Annotated in this window: 16 protein-coding genes; 6 read left to right on the forward strand and 10 right to left on the reverse strand. The window is 67.8% G+C overall.

Features of this window, described 5'->3' with window-relative positions; all coding sequences use genetic code 11:
- Positions 1-62 precede the first annotated feature (62 nt).
- From AC3WR5_RS00750 to AC3WR5_RS00760, 3 genes are all read right to left on the reverse strand, one after another.
- Entirely contained in the window at positions 63-500 is a 438-nt protein-coding gene (locus AC3WR5_RS00750) for a YXWGXW repeat-containing protein (protein ID WP_233446883.1), read from the reverse strand.
- A gap of 117 nt (positions 501-617) precedes the next feature.
- Positions 618-1136, reverse strand: coding sequence for a DUF6622 family protein (locus tag AC3WR5_RS00755; protein WP_492481106.1), 519 nt, complete (start codon positions 1134-1136; stop codon positions 618-620).
- Between the two features lie 158 nt (positions 1137-1294).
- Positions 1295-2314 carry a LacI family DNA-binding transcriptional regulator gene (locus AC3WR5_RS00760; RefSeq protein ID WP_492481108.1) on the reverse strand — a complete coding sequence of 340 codons (1020 nt, stop codon included), beginning with the start codon at positions 2312-2314 and terminating at the stop codon, positions 1295-1297.
- A 244-nt stretch (positions 2315-2558) separates the two neighbouring features.
- Here AC3WR5_RS00760 and AC3WR5_RS00765 point away from each other — a divergent pair, with 244 nt between their 5' ends.
- From AC3WR5_RS00765 to AC3WR5_RS00780, 4 genes are all read left to right on the forward strand, one after another.
- Positions 2559-4844 (forward strand): TonB-dependent receptor, encoded by a 2286-nt coding sequence (locus AC3WR5_RS00765; protein ID WP_492481110.1) that lies wholly within the window; start codon positions 2559-2561, stop codon positions 4842-4844.
- A gap of 140 nt (positions 4845-4984) precedes the next feature.
- A complete protein-coding gene (locus tag AC3WR5_RS00770) occupies positions 4985-6298 on the forward strand; it encodes an LLM class flavin-dependent oxidoreductase (RefSeq protein WP_492481112.1) in 1314 nt (437 codons plus the stop codon).
- Entirely contained in the window at positions 6295-7227 is a 933-nt protein-coding gene (locus AC3WR5_RS00775) for an aliphatic sulfonate ABC transporter substrate-binding protein (RefSeq protein ID WP_492481113.1), read from the forward strand. Before AC3WR5_RS00770 ends, AC3WR5_RS00775 begins: the two co-directional genes overlap by 4 nt.
- Positions 7228-7482: 255 nt before the next feature.
- Positions 7483-8799 (forward strand): CapA family protein, encoded by a 1317-nt coding sequence (locus AC3WR5_RS00780; protein ID WP_492481114.1) that lies wholly within the window; start codon positions 7483-7485, stop codon positions 8797-8799.
- Positions 8800-8946: 147 nt separating this feature from the next.
- On the opposite strand, the gene AC3WR5_RS00785 is transcribed toward AC3WR5_RS00780, so the two are convergent.
- From AC3WR5_RS00785 to AC3WR5_RS00815, 7 genes are all read right to left on the reverse strand, one after another.
- Positions 8947-10362 carry an MFS transporter gene (locus AC3WR5_RS00785; protein WP_492481116.1) on the reverse strand — a complete coding sequence of 472 codons (1416 nt, stop codon included), beginning with the start codon at positions 10360-10362 and terminating at the stop codon, positions 8947-8949.
- Between the two features lie 88 nt (positions 10363-10450).
- Positions 10451-11560, reverse strand: a complete 1110-nt coding sequence (locus AC3WR5_RS00790) for a porin (RefSeq protein WP_492481118.1) — start codon at positions 11558-11560, stop codon at positions 10451-10453.
- A 137-nt stretch (positions 11561-11697) separates the two neighbouring features.
- Positions 11698-12669 (reverse strand): Bug family tripartite tricarboxylate transporter substrate binding protein, encoded by a 972-nt coding sequence (locus AC3WR5_RS00795; protein ID WP_492481120.1) that lies wholly within the window; start codon positions 12667-12669, stop codon positions 11698-11700.
- Positions 12670-12711: 42 nt separating this feature from the next.
- Positions 12712-13104 carry a hypothetical protein gene (locus tag AC3WR5_RS00800; protein ID WP_492481121.1) on the reverse strand — a complete coding sequence of 131 codons (393 nt, stop codon included), beginning with the start codon at positions 13102-13104 and terminating at the stop codon, positions 12712-12714.
- A 17-nt stretch (positions 13105-13121) separates the two neighbouring features.
- Positions 13122-14960: a hydantoinase B/oxoprolinase family protein gene (locus tag AC3WR5_RS00805; RefSeq protein WP_492481123.1), complete on the reverse strand. Its 1839-nt coding sequence runs from the start codon at positions 14958-14960 to the stop codon at positions 13122-13124.
- Entirely contained in the window at positions 14957-17038 is a 2082-nt protein-coding gene (locus AC3WR5_RS00810; protein WP_492481125.1) for a hydantoinase/oxoprolinase family protein, read from the reverse strand. Before AC3WR5_RS00810 ends, AC3WR5_RS00805 begins: the two co-directional genes overlap by 4 nt.
- 15 nt (positions 17039-17053) lie before the next feature.
- The gene (locus AC3WR5_RS00815; protein ID WP_492481127.1) at positions 17054-17905 is read right to left on the reverse strand and encodes a fumarylacetoacetate hydrolase family protein; all 852 of its coding nucleotides are present in this window, start codon (positions 17903-17905) and stop codon (positions 17054-17056) included.
- A gap of 158 nt (positions 17906-18063) precedes the next feature.
- Between AC3WR5_RS00815 and AC3WR5_RS00820 the strand changes: the two genes are divergently transcribed.
- Positions 18064-19047: a LysR family transcriptional regulator gene (locus tag AC3WR5_RS00820; RefSeq protein WP_492481129.1), complete on the forward strand. Its 984-nt coding sequence runs from the start codon at positions 18064-18066 to the stop codon at positions 19045-19047.
- A gap of 169 nt (positions 19048-19216) precedes the next feature.
- Positions 19217-20650 (forward strand): hypothetical protein, encoded by a 1434-nt coding sequence (locus AC3WR5_RS00825; protein WP_492481131.1) that lies wholly within the window; start codon positions 19217-19219, stop codon positions 20648-20650.
- Positions 20651-20673 lie beyond the last annotated feature (23 nt).

Here is a 20673-nt window from a genome sequence, read left to right on the forward strand (position 1 = left end):
GGGGCCAGGTGTTGCCACCTGGCCCCGTGCGTCTATCGATTCAAGCTTCAGTGCGTGTCGGCTCAACGGCCTGGCACGTTCGGGTGGGGGTCGGCGCGGTTCCGCACGCCGTCGCCGTCGCGGTCGTGGTCACGGGAATTCTTGATGCCGTCGTGGTCGCGGTCGTTGCGCGCCCAGTTGCCCTGGCTCAGGCGCCACTCGCCGTTGCGCTCCACCCAGGTCGGGTGGTTGTAGACATAGCCCGGGCGCTCACGCACCCAGGTGCCCGCGACCCAGTAATGCTGGTTGTTGCGGTAGCTCCAGTAGCCTGGGGTCCACAGGTAGCCCGGACGCGGCGGCGGCACCACTTCATAGCGCGGCGCCGGCGGCGCGATGCGCACCACGAAGTCCACGGCAGCCGAAGCCTGGGTCGGCAAAGCCGCGGCAAACGGGGCCGCAAGCGACAAAGCAATGATGGAAGCCTTCAACATCTCGATCTCCTTCTTCGGCAGTGATGCCATGGACGAAGATTCCCACTTTGCAGGCTGCGCTCACATCGGACGAGCGCGGATGGTGCTGTAGGCCCAGGCCTGCAGCACCTTGCTGCGCCTTCACTCGCGCTTCACAGCGCTTTACACTCAGGCTGCTTGCAGACCGGTTTCGCGGTCCATGCGCAGCGCCAGTTGCCACAGCCCCAGTGCGCGCCCGACGAACACGCCGCTGAACAAGCCATACGCGGCCGACAGGCCTACCGCGAAGCCCAGTTGCTGGGCCAGCGCCGGCTGCATGGCCAGCAGCACGCCCACGGTGTACTTGGTCAGGAAGATGCCCATCATCAGCGCCAGCGGTACGGCGCTGCCAGGCACCACGCATTCCTGCGTGGCCTTGTCGAAGCGTGTGCCCTGAGGCAGCGGCCGGCGCGAGACCAGCGTGGCCACCAACGCCGCCGCTAGTGCCCAGACCGGCAGCGCAGCAGCCGTGCCCGAGAAGGCCGACCACACGCCCGCCACCGACAGCCCGGTCATCAACAGCGCCACCAGCGTGATGCGCGCAAGCTTCACGCGGCGCGCCAGCATCTGCTTGCCACCCAGCCACAGCAGGCCGGCGAACAAGGCGAAAACCCAGGTGGGGGTGTGGGACAGGATTTGCATCAGCATGCTGGGCTCCTTCGGGTTGATTCGGTTCGGATGAAAAGCACCCGATGAACGAACTGTGCCCACGCCCCCTGTTCGCCGACAGCGGCTTGCGACGAGCCGCCAGGGCCGGTCGCGAAATGCGGCCCGGCGGCGCGAAATGCGAGCCACCGAAGCGCCGTTCAGGCGCTTTCCCGCGCCACCAGTTCGCAAACCAGCTCGGTCAGCGCCGGCGGCTGCTCGCCGCGGCCCAGTTGCAGCACCTGCGCCGCCGCCAGCTCGCCGATCTGCCGGGCGGGCGGGCGGATGGTGCTGAGGCTGGGCAGCAGCTTGTCGGCAAAGGCGTAGTCACCGAAGCCGAACACCGCCATGTCCTGCGGCAACTGCATGCCCGCGCGCTGCCCCGCCAGCAACGCGCCGCAGGCCAGGTTGTCGTTGGCGAAGATCAGCGCCTCGGGCCGCTGGCGTTGGCGCGCGGTCAGCGCCTTCATCGCCTCGGCGCCGGCTTCCAGCGGCGCAGCGGCGGTCGGCACGAAGTGGCGAGGCTCCAGGCCATGCGCCTCCATGACCTCGGCATAACCAGCCTCGCGCTCCTGCGCACTCAGGTCGCCAGCCGCGCTGTTGCGCACGAACTGGATGCGGCGATGGCCCTTGTCCAGCAGGTAGTGCGCCGCGTCCCGCCCGACCTGCCTGTGAGAAAAACCGATCAGCAACGGCTTGCGGCCAGGCTGCAAGTCCCAGGTCTCGATCACGGGCTGCGTCGCATCGGCAATCAAGCGCTCAGTCGCCGCACTGTGGAAGCGGCTGGTGAGCACCAGCGCGGCCGGGTTCCAGCCCAGGAAGGCCCGCACCGCGCGCTCCTCGGCCTCGACCGAGAAGTAGCTGGACGCCAGCAGCAGCTGGTAGCCGCCCACTGCCAAACCGTCCGACAGCGCCTGCAGCGTGTCGGCAAAGATCGGCCCGGAGATGTTGGGCACCACCATCGCGACCACCCTGTTGTGCGCTGACGCGAGCCCGCCCGCGACCAGGTTGGGCACGTAGTTCAGCGCCTCCACCGCGGCACGGATGCGCTCGGTGGGCTCAGGCCCCACGCGGTGCGGTTCGTTGAAGAAGCGCGACACGGTGATGGCCGAAACGCCGGCCATCGCGGCGACATCCGCCAGGGTCGTGCGCTGTGCCGCCTTGCGTCTGCGCATTGCCATGTCAGCCCCTCGCTCGACGGGTACGTCGAGCGATCCCCCGGGGTGATGTGGCCCGGCTTGGGAGCGGCCCGGCGCTCGGGTCACTGCCGCCTTGGCCGAGCGCGGTCGCGCCACCGCAAACAAGGTTTTCGCCTAAGCAAGCCATTTTTTGTCGTTTGACGCGATGCGTCCCCGGTCCCGATGATGACGGCAATGTTAGCGCTAACACGGCGCTGACCGCAGTCCCCAGAATCGGAGAACGAAGATGCCCAACGCCTCGCCTGCCGCCCAGCTCTCGCACAGATTTCCTCACCATGCCCTGGCCCTTGCCGCGCTGGCCTGCCTCGGCACCGCCCAGGCCGAAGAAGCGGCCAACGAGCCTGCCGCCACGCTGGAGACGGTGACCGTCACCGCCACGCGCCGCGCCGAGTCGCTGCAGAGCGTGCCGGTGGCCGTGTCGGTGGTCGGCGGCGAACAGCTGGAGCAGAGCAACCGCAACACGATGGGCGCGCTCGCCACCCAGGTGCCCAGCGTGAACTTCCGCACCGGCGCGTCGAACAAGGACACCTCGCTGTTCGTGCGCGGCGTGGGCACCATCTCCACCTCGCCGGGCGTGGAGCCCACCGTGTCCACCGTGATCGACGGCGTGGTGCTGGCCCGCCCCGGCCAGGCCACGCTGGACCTGTTGGACGTGGACCGCGTGGAAGTGCTGCGCGGCGCGCAGGGCACGCTGTTCGGCAAGAACGCCTCGGCCGGCGTGGTCAACATCAGCACCCGCGCACCGGCCCGCACGCCCGAGGGCTACGTCGACTTCTCGCACTACGGCGGCGGCAACGAGAACCGCTTGCGCACCGGCGTCTCCGGCGAACTCTCGCCGGGCGTCACCGCTTCGCTCACCGGCCTGCGCGCCCGCTACGACGGCAATGTGCGCAACGTCTTCAACGGCGAGGACGTGAACGGCTACGACAAGAAGGGCCTGCGCGGCCGGCTGGACTGGGACCTGGGCGCCGGCCGCAAGCTCAGCTTCAATGCGGACTGGCTGCAGTCGCACGACACCATTCCCACCGGCGTCATCACCCGCAGCTCGCTGATCGCCTACCCCGCCGGCACCGTCACCAACTACCCGGCCTTCGCCGCCGCGCTGGGCCCGGTCACCGCCAGCGACGACAACCGCCAGATCAACAACAACCTGAAGACCACCGCCGCCGACCGCAACCGCGGCGCCTCGGTGCAACTCGAACTGCCGCTGGGCAACCACACGCTGACTTCCATCACCGCCTGGCGCGACTGGCAGAACCAGCAGGTGCAGGACGGCGACCGCCTGTCGGCACCGGTGGTCGGCCTGCCGCAGTCGCATGACCACGGCCAGGTGGACTTCGACCAGTTTTCGCAGGAGCTGCGCCTGGCTTCGGCCCAGGGCGGCAGCTTCGACTACGTGGGCGGCCTCTACTACATGCACACCAAGGACCGCGAAACCTACCGCCGCGACGTGACCCGCGTGGTGGCCGACGGCAGCAGCTTCGCCGACTGGGGCCTGGCCCACTACGGCACCCAGAGCGACAGCACCGCGCTGTTCGGCGAAGGCCGCTGGCACTTCGCGCCGGATACCCGCGCGCTGCTCGGCCTGCGCGTGACGGAGGACCACCTCAGCTTCGAGCACGAGCGCAGCCGCAGCACGCCGGATGCGCAGTTCAACGGCGCGATTCCTGGCGTCAATGCCGTGGTGGCCAACCAGGGCAGCACCAGCGAAACCGGCTACTCCGGCCGGGTCGGCCTGCAGCACGACCTGTCTGCCGAGGCCAGTAGCTACCTGACCTTCTCGCGCGGCTACAAGGGCCCGGCCTACAACGTGTTCTTCAACATGCTGGACCGCGACACGCTGGCGCTCAAACCCGAAACCTCCAACTCGCTGGAAGCCGGCCTCAAGACCGAAACCTTCGACCACCGGCTGCGCGTGAACCTCGCCGCCTTCGTCACCAAGTACCAGAACTACCAGGCCAACTTCTACGACAACGTGGACGGCACCGTCATCACCCGGCTGATCAACGCCGGTGACGTGTCCTCGCGCGGCGTGGAGCTGGACCTCAGCGCCAAGCCCACGCCGCAGCTCACGCTCGGCGCCGCCGCGGCCTACATCCGCGCCCGCATCGACGACTTCAACTGCCCGGCAGGTGCCGCCGCCAGCTGCGACGTGAACGGCAAGCCCCTGCCCTTCTCGCCGGACTGGAAGCTCGCGCTGCGCGGCGACTACACCGTGCCACTGGACAGCGGCCTGCAGCTCACGCTGGGCAGCGACTTCAACTGGCAGAGCAAGGTGCAGTACGACATCGGCCAATACGCCGACACGGTGCAAGGCGCCTACGGCATCTGGAACGCCAGCGTGGCGCTGGCCTCGCCGGGCCAGGGCTGGCGCGTGGCCGTGCTGGCCAAGAACCTCACCGACCGCAGCTACGCCTCCTTCCTCGGCCGCGGCGGCAGCTACGTGAACCGCTGGGTGCCGCGTGACGACCAGCGCTACTTCGGTGTCAACGTCCGCTACGACTTCCTCTGAGCCATGAGACAAGCCATGTCAACGCAGACCACGCGGGCCGAGCGCCGGGCCGCTCCCAAGCCGGCCCGCATCCCCTCGGGGGATCTGACGATGTACCCGTCGGACGAGGGGCTGTCATGATGCATTTAGGTGCCTTTTTGATGGAGTCTGGGCATCACGTGGCGGCCTGGCGCGCACCAGATGTGCCGCCGCACGCCGGCCTGGACTTCGCGCTCTACCGCCAGCTCGCGCGCACCGCCGAAGCCGCCTGCTTCGACGCGATCTTCGTCGCCGACAGCGTGGCCGCCGATGAAGGCCCGGGCACCGAGCGCATGTCCCGCTCGGCCCGCTTCGAGCCGCTCACGCTGCTGTCGGCGCTGGCCGCGGTCACCGAGCGCATCGGCCTGATCGCCACCGCCACCAGCAGCTACAACGAGCCCTACACCGTGGCCCGCCAATTCGCCTCGCTGGAGCATCTCTCGGGCGGTCGCGCCGGCTGGAACCTGGTGACCTCGGACAACGCCGCCGAGGCCGGCAACTTCGGCCGTGCCGAGCACATCGCCCACGGCGACCGCTATGCCCGCGCCCGCGAATTCCTGCAGGTGGTGCTGGCCCTATGGGACAGCTGGGTCGATGACGCGTTCGTCAACGACAAGGCCTCTGGCCTGCACCACGACCCGGCCCAGCGCCACGAGCTGAACCACCGCGGTGAACACTTCGCGGTGCGCGGCCCGTTGAACGTGGCCCGCTCGCCGCAAGGCCGGCCGGTGCTGGTGCAGGCCGGCGCCTCCGAGGCCGGCCGCGCGCTGGCTGCGGCCAGCGCCGAGCTGGTCTTCACCGCGCAGCCGAACCGCGCCGCCGGCCAGGCCTTCTACGCGGACCTCAAGGCCCGCGCCGCCGCATTCGGCCGCGCGCCCGAGGCGCTGAAGGTCATGCCGGGCGTGTTTGCGGTGGTCGGCGAAAGCCGCGCCAAGGCGCAGGAGAAGCACGAGGCCCTGCAGGCGCTGGTGCACCCCGAAGCCGGTGTGGCGCTGGTGTCTCGCATGATCGGCAACTTCGACCTCAGCGGCTACCCGCTGGACGAGCCGCTGCCCGAACTGCCCGAAACCAGCACCGGCCAGCGCAGCCGCCAGCAGCTGCTCAGCAGCCTGGCGCGCGACGGCCAGCTCACGCTGCGCCAGCTCGCGCTGAAGATCGCCGGTGGGCGTGGCCACCTCAGCGTCGTCGGCACCGCGGCCGACGTGGCCGACGTGCTGCAGGACTGGTTCGAAGCCGGCGCCGCCGATGGCTTCAACCTGATGCCCCCGACGGTACCTGCCGGGCTGGACGACTTCGCCCGCCTCGTGGTGCCCGAACTGCAGCGCCGCGGCCTGTTCCGCCAGCGCTACGAAGGCCGCACGCTGCGCGAGCACCTGGGCCTGGCCTGGCCTGCGCATCGCCTGCCCACCGAGCATTTGAAGACCGCACAAGCATGACCCGTCGAACCCTTCTCAAAGGCCTGCTCGCCCTGCCTGTCCTGGCGCACGCGGCAGAGCCCAAGACCCTGCGCATCGGCTTCCAGAAGGGCGGCTTGCTGCTGCTGGTGAAGACACGCGGCGTGCTGGAGCCGCTGCTGGCTGCGCAAGGCTGGCAACTGAGGTGGATCGAGTTCCCTGCCGGCCCGGCGCTGCTGGAAGCGCTGAACGTCGGCGCCATCGACTTCGGCGTGACCGGCGCGCCGCCGCCAGTCTTCGCGCAAGCCGCTGGCACGCAGTTCGTCTACGTCGGCGCCGAGCCCGGCGCCCCCGGCACCGAAGCCATCCTGGTCAAGCCCGAGAGCCCGATGCGCAGCGTGGCCGACCTGAAAGGCAAGCGCATCGGCCTGGCCAAAGGCTCCAGCTCGCACTACCTGCTGATCTGCGCCCTCACCCTCGCCGGCCTGCGCTACGCCGACATCCAGCCCGTCTTCCTGCCCCCTGCCGACGCGCGCGCCGCCTTCCAGGGCGGATCCATCGACGCCTGGGTCGTCTGGGACCCCTACCTCACCATCGCCCAGTCCGCCACCCAGGCCCGCCTGCTCAGCGCCCCCGGCCTGGACACCGGCGCCCCCTGGAGCTTCTACGAAGCCCGCCGCGAGTTCGCACAAGCCAACCCTGCGATCGTGCGCGCCCTCGTCGGCTGGCTGGCCGACGCCGGCGCCTGGGCAAACAACCACCAACAGGAAGCCGCCCGCGTCCTCGCGCCGCTGCTGGGGCTGGATGAAGCGCTGGCGCTGAAGCTGCAGCAGCGCCAACACTACGGCGCCGTGCCCACCAACGCCGCCATCGCCGCTTCGCAACAGGCGGTGGCCGACGCGTTCTTCGAGCTGAAGCTCATTCCGAGGGCGGTGCAGGTGCGGGAGAACTTCTGGCCCCCGTTGGGCTGAACAGTCCCGCGCCTGCAGAGCCCGGCGCTTCGATGTCCCATCTGCGCCCTGCACGCCGTTCAGTGAAGTAGCAGGTGCATGCGCCATGCGCAGCACGCCTTGTCTCTTCACGGCGGAGTTGCCATGTTTTGTGTTCCCTGGCGCGCGGCGCGTCGTTGCCGCAGCGTCGTCAGGCTTGCCTTCGGCGTTGGCGCCTTGCTGGCCAACACGCTTGCGTCAGCCCAACAGGCTGGTCCCACCGAACTACTGTGCAGCATGCGCAGCGGGGAAGCCACCGCGACGCTACGGGTGGCAGCGGACATTGACCCGCTGGCGGCCACGAACGCCAAGGTGGGCGAAGGCTTCGAGCTGCGCGCGCTTGCGCTGAGCGACGCAGCCGGTGCGGACCAGGTCAGCCAGGTGGTCGTCACCGTGCTCGACCGGGAAGGCGCCGGGCCCGCAGTGGTGCTGTCGCAAAGCCGGTGGCCGGCCGCGGGGCATGAGGTGCTCGACCAGGAAGATGCGTGGCAACCAAGCTTGTCGGGCTGGCAGCGGGCCTACACCTCGGGGCTGGGCCGTGAACTGGCCTGGGGTTGTGCGCTGGTGCGGCAAGGCGCAACCCCCGATGGCTGGGCACGCGTGGACGCGACCGGCGATGGCGCGCAACTGGCGCGGCCGCGAGCCGGCATTGCCAGGCCAGAGGCAAACGGCGCTGTGGTGCGGCTGGCGTGGATGGGCGACGTGATGCTGGCCGACGGGCCGGGGCGGGTCATCGCGCGCGGACACGATCCTTTTGGACCTGTCATGAACGCCATGAAGGACGCGGACCTGCGCATCGCCAACCTGGAATGCGTCATCGCCACCGGCGGCAAGCCCGTCGACAAGCCCTGGACCTTCCGGGCGAACCCGCGGGTGCTGGACGTGCTGCGCCGGCATGTCGACGCCGTCTCGCTGGCCAACAATCACTCGGGCGACTTCGGCCCCGGGGCCTTTGGGGAGATGCTGGGCCGGCTGCAACGCGCAGGCATACCCTACTTCGGCGGCGGCACCGATTTGCGCGCGGCGCACCGCCCCGCCATCATCGAGCGCCAGGGCTTGCGCATCGCCCTGCTGGGGTATGACGAGATGTTCCCGCGCCGCTTCGAGGCCGGGCCGGACAGCCCGGGTGTGGCCTGGGCCGACGAGGAGCAGATCGTGGCCGACATCCGCTCGGCCAGGACACAGGCCGACATCGTCATCCCCTTCATGCACTGGGGCCAGGAGCACAGCGAAACCTCGCACGCCCGCCAACACGCCCTCGCCCGCCTGATGATCCGCGCCGGTGCGGATGCGGTGGTGGGCGCCCATCCCCACATCCGCCAGGACACCGAGGTCATCGACGGCAAGCCGGTGATCTACAGCCTGGGCAACTTCGTCTTCGACGGCTTCAGCGACGCGGACAACAACACCGGCTCCATCCTGTGGATGACGGTCACCGCCGCCGGCGTCAGGGACTGGCGGCTGCAGGCGGTGCACATCGACCCAACGGGCACGCCGCACTTGGCACGTGCCGCAACAGACCCCGCGCGGCCCCGCAGGCTCGCCGTGAACTGAGGCCGAGGCCCGCACCGCCTTCCAGGGCACCTTGCTGGCAGCACTCCTGCGCCCGGGCCAAGCGCCGCTTCAAGACGAGTAGCCAACCTCCGCCCCGCCCCGGCCAGGCCAGGCCACCCGTCATGGCATCTGGCTGACTGCCGTGATTCACGGCGATATGTCTTCGAGTGCCCGATTGGTCGTTTCGATCATCCGCATCGCGGCGAGCAGGCCGATCACGTTGGCGAGGGCAAACATCAGGAAGACCGCGGCGATGCCCTGGCCAGACAAGACAATGCCGACAACCGCCGGCGCGGTGGCCGAGGCCACGCGCAGCCAGGACGTCGCCAGCCCGGTGCCGATGGCCCGCATGCGTGTCGGGTAGATCTCGGGCGTGTAGAGATACAACAGGACCGTCGTGGTTCCCATCACCGCATAGGCCGACGAAGCGAGGATCATCACCGACAAGGCACTCTTGGCGCCGAGGGCCGCCAGCACCCCGAGCAGCGCGCCGCACAGCACGAAGCAGCCCATGGCCCAGCGGCGGCGGCCGATGCGGTCGACCAACAGTGCGCAGCCAAGGACGGCCACCACGCTCAGTACGTTGGTCAGCGACGCTACGCGCAGGGCTTCCTGCAACGGCATGTTGTAGACCGTCTTGTAAAGGGTTGGCAGCCAATTGTTGATGCCGTTGGCCACGAAATACGACGTGGCCCAGAGTACCCAGACCACCACGGTGCGGGGCCGGTAAACCGGCGAGAACAGTTCTTTCCAGGATGCTCTTTTCTGTGACCGCAAACCGAGTGCCAGGCTTTCGACGCGGCGGGCGATCTCCTGCTTGTCGTTCGTTGGATCGAGGCTGCGCTTGGACGTACTCGCCTCGATGGTTCGAATGATCTCTTCCGCCTTCTCGAAGCGGCCCTTCGAGATCAGCCACCGCGGCGACTCCGGCAGGCGGGCCAGGAAGATCAGGATCAGCAGGCCGGGAACGCCGCCGACGAGGAACATGTACTCCCAGCCGAATCGCGGCACCACGAACGAGCCGACCTGGGCCGCAGCAAGCAGGCCGAGCGGGAAGATGAGTTCGTACAGGATGAAGAAACGGCCTCGCCCATTGGCCTGCGACAGCTCGTTGATGTAGGCGGCGGCGATGGGCACTTCGCCGCCGACTCCGATGCCCTGGATGAAGCGCATCACGAAGAGCATCAGGAAGTTGCCCGACAGCGCGCAGACGATGCTCATGGCCGACATCAGTCCGACGGCCACGGCGACGATGGGGACGCGCCCGTAGCGCTCGGCCAGGGAGCCGAACAACAACGCACCGATGACCTGGCCGAGGTAGCCCGCGGCGATCAGCACACCCACCTGGACAGTGGTCAGGTGCCACAGGCCGACCAGCACCGGCAGCACGAACGCCAACGCCAGCGCATCGAAGGCATCGAAGAAGGTGGCGCTGCCCATGACGACGCGCGCCTTCGTGTGCCATCGCGTGAATGGCACGTTCTCGATGCGGAACAGCAGTTGGGCTGCGTGGTGGGCGCCGTCTTGCTCGGACATCGCCGGTGTCGGGTGGTCGTACATCATGTCTCCATCACGCCGCTCGGGTCGTCCTTGTTGTCGGTCGAGCGGTCGTCGCGCAACTGGGAATTCGCGGTCTCGGGTCGGCGTTGCCCTAGAAGTCGTGCCGCACACCCACCTCGTAGGCGGTCGACTTCTGGCCACCGAAATAGTTGGCTGCCGTCGCCGTTCCGCTGACCGCCGGGCCACCCGGAATTGCGAAAGTCGCCGCGCCCTTGTTCTCGACCTGCGCCACGTGCGTGTAGAGGGCGGTGCGCTTTGACAGGCTGTAGACGTAGCCAGCTCCGAGCAAGCTGGCGTCCTTGTCGCTCTGCGCAGCCGTAGCGCCGGTCTGATTGGCGCGCAGATAGGTCAGTTTGATGGCACCCCGGCCGACTGGAATCACCGCACCGAACTGGGTGTTCACGGTACGGTCAACACCGAACAACCAGCGCCGCTGAGCGACGTCGAGCTTGACGACACCGAAGTCGTACGAGGCGCCGTAGGCCTGGTCCTTGAAGCTCTGGTTGCCGGTGGCATTGTGCGTCGTGAATTGCGCAGCAGCGACGTTCCAGCCGCCGCGTGCCCAGCCCAGCCGGAAGCCCTCGCCCCTGGTGCCGCCGACGGCCGGCGTGCCGCCTTCCCCCGCCGTCACGATGGCCTGACCGTAAACGCCGGCAAGCCCGGCAGGGAGGAAATACTCAAGCGCATTGCTGACCCGCAATGTCGGGTTGGCCGTCGTGGCCTCGCCGGCCGTTCCGAATGCCTGGCCCAGTGCGCGCGAGGCAGCGAAAGACCGGAAGGTGTTGGCGCTGGCGATGCCCAGCGTCACGAACGGGTCGAAGCCGGTCCACACCAGGTGCGTCGGCACCCAATCGCGGCCCAGCCGGACCTCGCCGAGTTGGGCGCTGGCCACGCTGACGGTGGAGCGGCGATCCCAGAATTGCCCGGCCGGCGCAGCAGCGCCAGCAACCCCTGTGTCGGCGAGGATGGTTCCGTCCAGGTAGAAGCCGGCACTGAGTCCGTCGCCCAAGTCCTCGACACCGCGGATGACGAGCTTGCTCGTCGCGTTGGCACCGCTGACTTCGGACTTCTGCGAACCAACCGAGCCGTTGCGGACCTGTCGCAGGCCCAGGTCCAGCGTGCCGCCGACCGTGACCGACGATTGCGCCGTGGCGGCGAAACAGGCGGCGCTCAGGCCGGCCGTGCAAATGCTTTTCAACATGATGCTTCCTTGCTTGCGATGGACGCTGGCTGCGCCATGCGCTTAGAGAGAGGAATGGCGATCTCCGCCGGGGCGTCGCTGACGCCCCGGTTGACGGACATGCCAATGCCTGGGGCGTTGGCCAGGGTGCAGCCTGGCTACTCCGGCTTGAAGCCAGCGTTCCTCAGCAGTTCGGCGCCTTGCGCGACATCGGCTGCCACGTAGCGCCTGAATTGCGCGGTGGTTTCGGAGACGGCCTCTATGCCCAGGCTCGCGAAAGCGCCGCTCTTGGCCAGTTCGGCCACGGCCTTGTTGATGGCGGCGTTGAGGATGGTGATGCGCTCGGCCGCCGTGTCCTTGGGCGCCCACACGCCGTACCAGGACACGTAGGAGAAGTTCGGCAACCCGCTCTCGGCCACGGTCGGCACGTCCGGCGCGAGGGCACTGCGTTTGGTGGACGTGATGGCGATCGGCTTGACCTTGCCGCTCCTGGCCAGGGGCAGCACGGAGATCATCGAGTCGAGCAGCAGGTTGACATGACCGCCACCGACATCGACCAGCGCCGGCTGCGTTCCCTTGTAAGGCACGTAGGTGAACGTGACGCCGCCTTGGCTGGCCAGCAGCAAGGTCGCCAGATGGCTGGGAGCACCGGCTGCAGGTATCGCAGCCATCCACTTCTCGGGCTGCTGCTTGGCGGCGGCCAGCACCTCGGCCAGCTTCTTCTCCGGCTGCTGCGGTGAGACCACCAGCATCAATGGCGCCTCGCCGACGCGCGCCACCGGCGCGAAGTCGGTTTGCGGGTCGTAGGGCGGGTTGGACAGCACCTGCTTGGCCAGCACATGCGTCGCCGCCGAGAACAGCAGCGTGTAACCGTCGGCAGGCGCCGTCTTCACCGCGCTGCCGCCGATGGTGCCGCTCGCACCGGCCTTGTTGTCGACGATGACCGAGACGCCGAGTTGCTTGCGCAATTGCTCGCCGAGCAGGCGTGCCGCGTTGTCAACGCCACCGCCGGCGGCGAAGGGCACGACGATGCGAATCGTCCTGTCCTTTTCCGGGAAGGTGGCGGCTTGCGCCCATGCAGGCGCAATGGCCAGCAAGCTCGTCGCCGCCAGCAATTGGATGATGTTCAAGATGTCTCCTGGATTTTTGTATTTCGTTGGCAGCGGGTGTGCTCAACCTTCGAGCTTGGGTCCATGCAGTTCGGCGTAGGACCGCAGCGTCTTCTCGACCTTGGGCAACAGCCACTCGGTCACAGCAAATGGCAGACGTTCGCGCCGGGCCTGATCGAGCAGGCGGCGCAGCGGCTGCGCGCGCGCGCCCATCGCCGAGCCTTCCTGTGCGCACTGCTGCAGCTCCGTGAAAAAGGCCGCAACCTCGGGCACACCGGACCGCACACCGGTGTCACCCAGGTAGTCGACGATGTCGAGTTCGAAGTCGTCCAGGCGCAGGCTGATGCCGCCGATGCCGCAGCCGCAGCCGGCCCCGAGCGCCACGTGCTGCATCGACAGCGAACTCCAGAGGTCGAGCAGGTGCTCGGCACGCTGCACAAAGTCTTTGGCTGCCACGGCCAGGCCCGCGCTGCTCACTGCCCGGCCCAGGCGAGATCACCAGCCGTACCGTTGCGCGGGGCCCGCGGGGCGCTGCGCAAGGCTTGCGTGGCTTCGGCGTGGACCTGGCCATTGGCGTCGAGTGCAACGCGGTAGACCTCGCGCGCCACCTCCGCGCTGACGTAGCCTTCGCGCACATCCTCGGCGACCTTCTCGATGTCGCGCTCCAGCGGGTCACCAAAGCCCCCACCGCCGCCCGACAGCATCTTGTAGGCGTCGCCGCGTTCGAGCCGCACGTTGAAGATCTTGGCGTTCAGGTGGTCAGTCTTCCATTCACCCTTGTGGCGCACGGCCAGGCCGTTGCCCATCGCGTCGCCGCCGCCTTCCAGGCCCCAGGGCTTGCAATGCACGCGGTCGATGCGAGTCGTCACGGTGAACGGCGACAGCGCCTGCACCACCATCTCGGCACCGAGGCCGCCTCGGTACTTGCCGGCGCCGGCGCTGTCCTGGCGAATTTCGTACTTCTCGACCAGAACCGGGTACTTCGCTTCGAGCTGCTCGGTCGGGCTGTTGTGGGTGTCGCCGTCATTGATGCAGACGGTCACCGAGACGCCGTCTTCGCTGCTCTTGGCACCCCAGCCGCCGCCGAGCGGGCCGATGCCCACGATGAACAAGCGGCCGTCCTCCGGGGAGATGCCGTGGATGTTCGGGAACACCAGGTCGGCATGATGGCCGGCAATCGAGCGGTGCGGGATCGCCGGTGCCAGCGCCTTGAAGATGGTGTCGATCACCGTCATCGGGAAAGTCATCCAGACGCGCATCGGGTAAGGCCGCTCGGCGCTGATGACGGTGCCCATCGGCATGACCACCTTCAGCGGCCGGAAGCTGCCGTCGTTGACCGGGTAGTCGGTCGGCGTCGTCAGGCACTTGTAGGCCACCTGCGCGCAGGCGATGCCGGTGGTGAAGCCCGAGTTGTAGAAGCCACGCACCTGCTTGCTGACGTCCGACAGGTCGACCGTCATCTCGTCGCCCGCCACCGTCACCTTGACGCGGATCGGGATGCGCTTGCCGATCTCCAGGCCATCGTCGTCCATGAACGATTCGGCCTCGTAAACGCCGTCCGGGATCGACAGCGTGTTCTGTCGCGCCACAGCTTCAGACGAATCCATGATCTGGCGGATCGACGCATTCACAGCGTCGGCACCGTAACGCTGCAGCAGCTCGACGTAGCGGCGCTCGCCGGTGGTGATGGCGGTGATCTGGGCGCGCAGGTCGCCGAGTGCCCGGTCGGCCAGCCGCACGTTCATCGCGATGATGTCGATCAGGTCCTGGTTGACGACACCTTCGCGCTGGTACTTGATGATGGGGATCTGGATCCCCTCGCTGAAGATGTCGGTGGTGACATTGCCCAGCGTGCCGCCCACATCCAGCCAGTGCGCCATGCAGCAGGTAAAGCCTTCAAGCTTGCCCTCGTGGAACACCGGCATGGTGAACGTGAAGTGGTTCAGGTGGCTGCCGGTGGTGTAGGCGTCGTTGGTGACCAGGATGTCGCCCGGCAGGATGTTCTCGTAGCCGAAATGCCGGATCTTGGCCTTCACCGTTTCCGACATGCCGCGGATGAACATCGGCAGGCCCAGCCCGATCGACACCGTGTCGCCTTCCTTGGTGAACAGGCCGACCGTGAAGTCCAGCGCCTCGTAGATGATCAGGTTGTAGGCGGTGCGCGTCAGGTTGGTCTTCATCTCCTCGGTCACGGCGTAGAGGCCGTTGCGGATGATTTCGACGGTGACTGCGTCCACGGCCGAGGCGTTCGTGTCAGGGGCGCGGGTGGTGCCGTGGGTGTTGGCCAGTGTTCTGGCTTGGGCGGTGCTCATGAGCGGTCGCTCCCAATGGAAATCTGCAGGTTGCCGAGTTCGTCCACGCGCAGTTCGTCGCCGGGCTGCACGACGGTGGTGGAGGCGTGTTCTTCGATGAGGGCCGGGCCGGTGATGACGTTGCCGGCCAGCAGCAGGTCGCGCAGGTAGACCGGGGTGTCGGCCCAGCCGCCGGTGCGGAAGTACACCGGCTTCACGGCGCGAACCGCGCGCTTGTCCGGCGTGGCCGTGCCCACGTCCACGCTGTGCCTGGGCGGCTTCTTCATCGTGCCCAGCACCGTCACGCGCAAGCTGACCAGGTCGGCCGGCTCCTTGGGAGCCGAGGTGCCGTAGCGGACCTTGTGCAGTTCGTCGAACTGCTTCTTGATCGCCTGGCGGTCCTTGCCCGCGAAGTAGGCCAGCGGCAGGTCGACCGTGACGGCGTGTTCCTGGCCGACATAGCGCATGTCGGCGGCGCGCTCGATCACCACGCCGTCGGGCTTGATCCCCGATTGCGCCAGTGCCGCGCGGCCTTCATCTTCCATCGTCTTGTACGCCGCCTCGATCTCGTCGAACGACACGTCGCCCAGCTTGCGGAACACTGATCGCACGTAGTCGTAGCGCAGGTCCGAGAACAGCATGCCGTAGGCCGAGAAGTAGCCTGGCGCGTACGGGATCAACACCTTGCGGATGCCAATCTCGCGGGCAATGGCCGACGCATGCAGCGGGCCAGCGCCGCCGTAGACGACCATCGTGAAGCTGCCGGCGTCCAGGCCCCGCTCGGTGGTCACGGCCTTGACCGCATGCGACATCTGCGTCACCGCGATGCGCAGGATGCCGTCGGCCGCTGCGGTCGGGTCCAGGCCCAGCGGCTTGGCCACGCGCTCGCGCATCTGGCGCTGGCAGCCGTCGAGGTCGAGCTTGAGTTCACCCCCCAGGAAGTGCTCGGCGTCGAGCCGCCCGAGCAGCAGATTGGCATCGGTGACCGTGGGTTCGGTGCCGCCGCGGCCATAGGCCACCGGACCGGGGATCGAACCCGCACTCTGCGGGCCGACACGCAATGCGCTGCCGGTCTCGACACGGGCGATGCTGCCGCCGCCGGTGCCGACTTCGTGGATGTCCATCATCGGGATCTGGATCGGCAAGGCACGTTCGTACCCACCGATCAGCGCCGAGCCCGTCGTCAACGGCCGGCCCTCGCTGATCACGCCGGCCTTGGCGGTGGTGCCGCCCATGTCGAAGGCGATGGCATCGTCCATGCCGAGTTGCGCGCAGATCGCCTGGGCACCGATGACGCCGGCCGCAGGCCCCGATTCGAGCATGCGCACGCAGCCGACCTTGGCATGCGCCACCGGGAACAGTCCGCCGGTGGACTGCACGATGTAGAAGTCACCTTCGAAGCCGTGGCCGGAAAGGTGGGTCTCCAGCTGACCCAGGTACTCCGAGACCCGCGGCCCGACGTAGGCATTGGCCACCGCCGTCGATACGCGCTCGAATTCGCGGTACTCCTGGCTCAGCTCGTGCGAGGCGCAGATGAAGGCGCCGGGAATTTCTTCCTGCAGGATCTGCTTGACGCGCTGCTCGTGCGCCGGGTTGCGGTACGAGTGCAGCAGCAGCACGGCCACGGCCTCGACGTTCTGGCCCTTGAGGTCACGCGCCAGCTCGCGCACGGCGGCCTCGTCCAGCGGCTTGTGCGTGCTGCCGTCGGCGCGCAGGCGCTCGGCGACCTCGAAGCGCAGCGAGCGCCGCACCAGCGGCTGGTGTTTGTTGAAGAAGAGGTTGTAGGCATCGGGCCGGTTGACGCGGCCGATCTCGTAGATGTCGCGGAAGCCCTCGGTGATCAGCAGCGCCGTGTTCGCGCCGGTGCGCTCCAGCAGCGTGTTGATCGCGATCGTCGAGCCGTGCAGGAACAGGTTGCCGTCGCGCCAGTCGATGTCGGCGCTGGCTATCGTGGCCTGGATGCCCTTGACGAGTTCGCCATGAGTTGACAGCGCCTTGCCGAACAGCAGCTTGCCGCTGACCTCGTCGAAGGCCGCCATGTCGGTGAAGGTGCCGCCGATGTCGACGGCGATGCGCAGTTGGGGCCGTGGGTTTGCCATGTCGGTCTCCGCGCTTCAGGCTTCCGTGCCGATGCGGTTGCGCAGCACACCCAGGCCGGTGATCTCGACTTCGACCACGTCGCCGTCCTTCATGTAGACCGGCGGCTCACGGCGGTCACCCACGCCGCCCGGCGTACCGGTGGCAATCACGTCGCCTGGCGAAAGCGGCGTGAAGCGCGAGATGTATTCGATGAGCACCGGAATGTCGAAGATCAGGTCGTCGATGCTGGCGTGCTGCATCACCTGGCCGTTGACGCGCGTTTCCAGCGTCAGCTTCGTGACGTCGGGTACATCGTCGCGGGTGACCAACCAGGGGCCGAACGGCGCCGTGCCGGGGAAGTTCTTGCCGGGCGTGAATTGGTGGGTATGGCGCTGCCAGTCGCGCACGCTGACGTCGTTGAAGCAGGCGTAGCCGGCGATGTGCTCGAAGGCCTGCGCCTTCGGGATGTGCCGGCCGCCCTTGCCGATCACGAAGGCCAGCTCGCCCTCCCAGTCGAAGCGCTCGGAGAAGCTCGGCCGCAGGACCGCGTCACCGTGCGCGGCCAGGGTGTCGTTGAAGCGCAGGAAGAGCGAGGGGTACTCGCTGTCGGCGCGCTTGGTCTCGGCGACGTGGCTCTTGTAGTTGAGACCGACGCAGATCAGCTTGCCCGGATTCGACAGCACCGGCAAGGCCTTGACGGCGGCCGGGTCCACGGACGTGCCGCTCTTGGCCGCGGCCAGTTGCAGTTCGCTCTGCGCGCCGGCCTTGAGGACCGCCAGCAGATCCGGAAAGCGGCTCAGGAAATCGGCGGGGGGTTGCACATAACGATCACCCTGGACGACGCCATACGTGGGCTGTCCGGCGTGAATGAAGCTGACGAGTTTCAACGGCGTCTCCTGACTGAGGGATGCTGCTGCCGGTGGCTCGGTCGAGTCGCTCGGTGCAGCGGATGACGCCAATGTAGAAATCCGGAGGCTCTCTGCCTACCTAGAATCCCAAGGATTCAGACTTGCCATTTTTGGCATGGCTCTTACTGGAAATCCCTATGAACATCGCCAGCGCGAGACTCTTCCTGGAAGTGGCCGAGGCAGGCAGCCTCAGCAAGGTGGCGGCACGCAGGCAGACGGTGCAGTCGCATGTCAGCCGGCAGATCAGCGAATTCGAAGCCACTTTTGGCAGTCCCTTGTTCCGGCGCACGGGGCGCGGCGTGGCGTTGACCGAACTCGGCTCCCGTGCCGCGCTGCGCTTGCGCTCTTGGCTTCAGGAAACGGAGCGCCTGACCGAGGACCTGCGCGCGGATGCGGGCAAGGTGCTGGGCGAGGTGCGCATGGGCATCATCCCTTCGGCTGCGCATCCGCTGGTGACGCGACTGTTCGAGCGCCTGCAGCAGGAACATCCGGGCATCCGTCTGAACATCGCCGAGGCGCAAGGCGCGGAGATCGACGCGATGCTGGACAGCGGGGCCGTTGACCTCGCGGTCCTCTTCCGCTTCAAGCGTCCGAGCGGACGTGAGGAGAAGCTGCTGAGCGTCGCGCACACCTACCTTGTGTCCGCGCCAGGTGACGATTTGACGCGTGAGCCAACGGTCAACTTCACGCGTCTTGCGAACTTGCGGCTGGTGCTGCCCCGGCGTCCGGGCCAATGGCGCAACGCGCTTGACGAGGCGGCGCGCAGCCTCGGGTTCAAGTTGGAAACTGTCACCGAGGCGGACTCATTGACCGTGCAGAAGGAGCTCGTTGCGCACACGAAAGGCCTCTACTCAGTGCTCGGCCCCTACTCGATGGCGGCCGAGTTGCAGAGCGGACGGCTTCAGGCCAGCCAACTCGTCAAGCCCGACCTGATCCGCCACACGACCCTGGCTTTGCCCAAGCAAGGCAAGCTCTCACCCGCATGCCGCATCGTCGCCGAAGTGGTTCAGCAGTTGACGCACTCGTGGGGAGACCGCCTCACCGAACCCGTACCCGAGGGCGACGCGTCGAAGTCGGCAGCGAAAGCCAGACGGTCGCCGAAGGAAAAGACTTCTGCGTGACCGCCTGGTCTCCCCATGCGGCCATTCGAAAGCGCCGATCGACCGAGCGCGCGTGGCCAACAGCGTGCACCCAACCCATCGGCAGGTGGCATCTCGGCCACCAATGGCAAGGAACAGGACCGCCGTTCTCTGCTACCTTGCCAGTCTACCGAGAACAATGGAGACCGGCATGCCCCTGCAAGCGCTGCGTTGGCTGAGCAGCCTCACCTTTTGCGCCACAGCCGCGCTGGCCCAAACGCCACCGCCGCCTGAGCCTTCCGCCTCCGCCGTGATGGACCTGCTGCGCCAGGCCGCGCCGCAGGTCGTGCCCTTCAGCGCTGAAGAGATCGACCGCGTGCAGGCCGGCAAGGGCCTGACGGATTGCTTCTGGGTCGGCACCGTGTCGCCGGCCACCTTCAACATCCTGAGTCCGGACCGGGCGGTGACCTACTGGATCTCGCAATTCAGCTTGCCCGAGGGTGCCAAACTGGTGCTCAAGGGTGAGTACCCGCGGGCGCGCTACATGTCGTTTGCTTCGTACAACCCGCTGGGCCAGCCGGTCGATGGCCTGGCGGACGATGGGATTGCGCCGGATGCGGGCAGCGTGAATCCCTTCCGCCCCGGCGCGCAGCGGCTGGCCATGCCGCGGCAGTTCACGGTGAACGTGCAGGCGCGCGCGGCGCTGCAGGCGGGGGTGCGGGTGGACGAGGCGACACGGCCGGCGAACACGATCTTCGTGCCGACGGGCGAGGCGACCTACCAGCTCTGGCTGCGGGTGTATGCGCCGGACGATGGGCTGGGGCCGCTAGGTGGCGCGAAGCTGCCGCGGCCGGTGATGACGCTGGCCGATGGCAGCCAGGTGGAGGGCGATGCGCTGTGCCGCGGCCAGGTGGTCAAGGACCAGGCCGTGCGGGACTTCCGTGCCAGCAAGGCTGGCAACCAGGCGATGTTCGCGGTGCCTGGGGCCAAGGCGCCCTACCACCCGGCCCAGCCGGTGCCGCGCTGGAATGGCTTCTACAACCCGCTGCTGACGATGGCCAGCGTGCTGATCAACACGCCGTTCGAGGAAGCGCGCAACCGCATGGATGCGACGCGGCGCAGCGGCTTCTACGGCACGCTGGACAACTACTACATGTCGGCCTACGTGGACGACCGCTACGGCGAGCTGCTGGTGATCCAGGGCAAGGCGCCGCGCACGCCGCACACGCTGCAGGGCAATGCGGTGATGGACGCCAACGTGGACCTGCGCTACTGGTCCTTCTGCAAGGGACGCTCGATCCACGACGGCGCGGTGGACGCCTGCCTGATGGACGAACAGGTGCCTCTGGACGCGAACCAGCGCTACACGCTGGTGGTCTCCACGCCCGCCAACCGGCCAGCCAATGCGCGCGCCGAATGCGGCGTGGCCTGGCTGCCCTGGGGCGTGGGCGACGGCATGGACAACCCGCACGGCGGCTACATCATCCACCGCCACATGAAGCCCTCGCCCGGCTTCACGCAAAGCCTGTGGGCCACGCAGAAGCCGGGGGACGAGGCGACCACGCTGGGTGAGTACTACCCGGTGCCGGCCTACCAGGCCAGGGCAGGGTTCGAAGCCATGGGCTGCCCGGTGAAGAAGCCATGAGCAGTCAAGGAATCTGACGCATT

The sequence above is a fragment of the Ideonella sp. FW305-24 genome, assembly GCF_058788035.1.

What these genes read in the sequence shown, in the direction of transcription:
- AC3WR5_RS00810 (WP_492481125.1), bottom strand. Translation starts at nt 17,038, where the DNA reads ATGGCAAACCCACGGCCCCAACTGCGCATCGCCGTCGACATCGGCGGC.
- AC3WR5_RS00780 (WP_492481114.1), top strand. Translation starts at nt 7,483, where the DNA reads ATGCGCAGCGGGGAAGCCACCGCGACGCTACGGGTGGCAGCGGACATT.
- AC3WR5_RS00770 (WP_492481112.1), top strand. Translation starts at nt 4,985, where the DNA reads ATGGAGTCTGGGCATCACGTGGCGGCCTGGCGCGCACCAGATGTGCCG.
- AC3WR5_RS00775 (WP_492481113.1), top strand. Translation starts at nt 6,295, where the DNA reads ATGACCCGTCGAACCCTTCTCAAAGGCCTGCTCGCCCTGCCTGTCCTG.
- AC3WR5_RS00760 (WP_492481108.1), bottom strand. Translation starts at nt 2,314, where the DNA reads ATGGCAATGCGCAGACGCAAGGCGGCACAGCGCACGACCCTGGCGGAT.
- AC3WR5_RS00750 (WP_233446883.1), bottom strand. Translation starts at nt 500, where the DNA reads ATGGCATCACTGCCGAAGAAGGAGATCGAGATGTTGAAGGCTTCCATC.
- AC3WR5_RS00755 (WP_492481106.1), bottom strand. Translation starts at nt 1,136, where the DNA reads ATGCTGATGCAAATCCTGTCCCACACCCCCACCTGGGTTTTCGCCTTG.
- AC3WR5_RS00765 (WP_492481110.1), top strand. Translation starts at nt 2,559, where the DNA reads ATGCCCAACGCCTCGCCTGCCGCCCAGCTCTCGCACAGATTTCCTCAC.
- AC3WR5_RS00805 (WP_492481123.1), bottom strand. Translation starts at nt 14,960, where the DNA reads ATGAGCACCGCCCAAGCCAGAACACTGGCCAACACCCACGGCACCACC.
- AC3WR5_RS00825 (WP_492481131.1), top strand. Translation starts at nt 19,217, where the DNA reads ATGCCCCTGCAAGCGCTGCGTTGGCTGAGCAGCCTCACCTTTTGCGCC.
- AC3WR5_RS00790 (WP_492481118.1), bottom strand. Translation starts at nt 11,560, where the DNA reads ATGTTGAAAAGCATTTGCACGGCCGGCCTGAGCGCCGCCTGTTTCGCC.
- AC3WR5_RS00820 (WP_492481129.1), top strand. Translation starts at nt 18,064, where the DNA reads ATGAACATCGCCAGCGCGAGACTCTTCCTGGAAGTGGCCGAGGCAGGC.
- AC3WR5_RS00785 (WP_492481116.1), bottom strand. Translation starts at nt 10,362, where the DNA reads ATGATGTACGACCACCCGACACCGGCGATGTCCGAGCAAGACGGCGCC.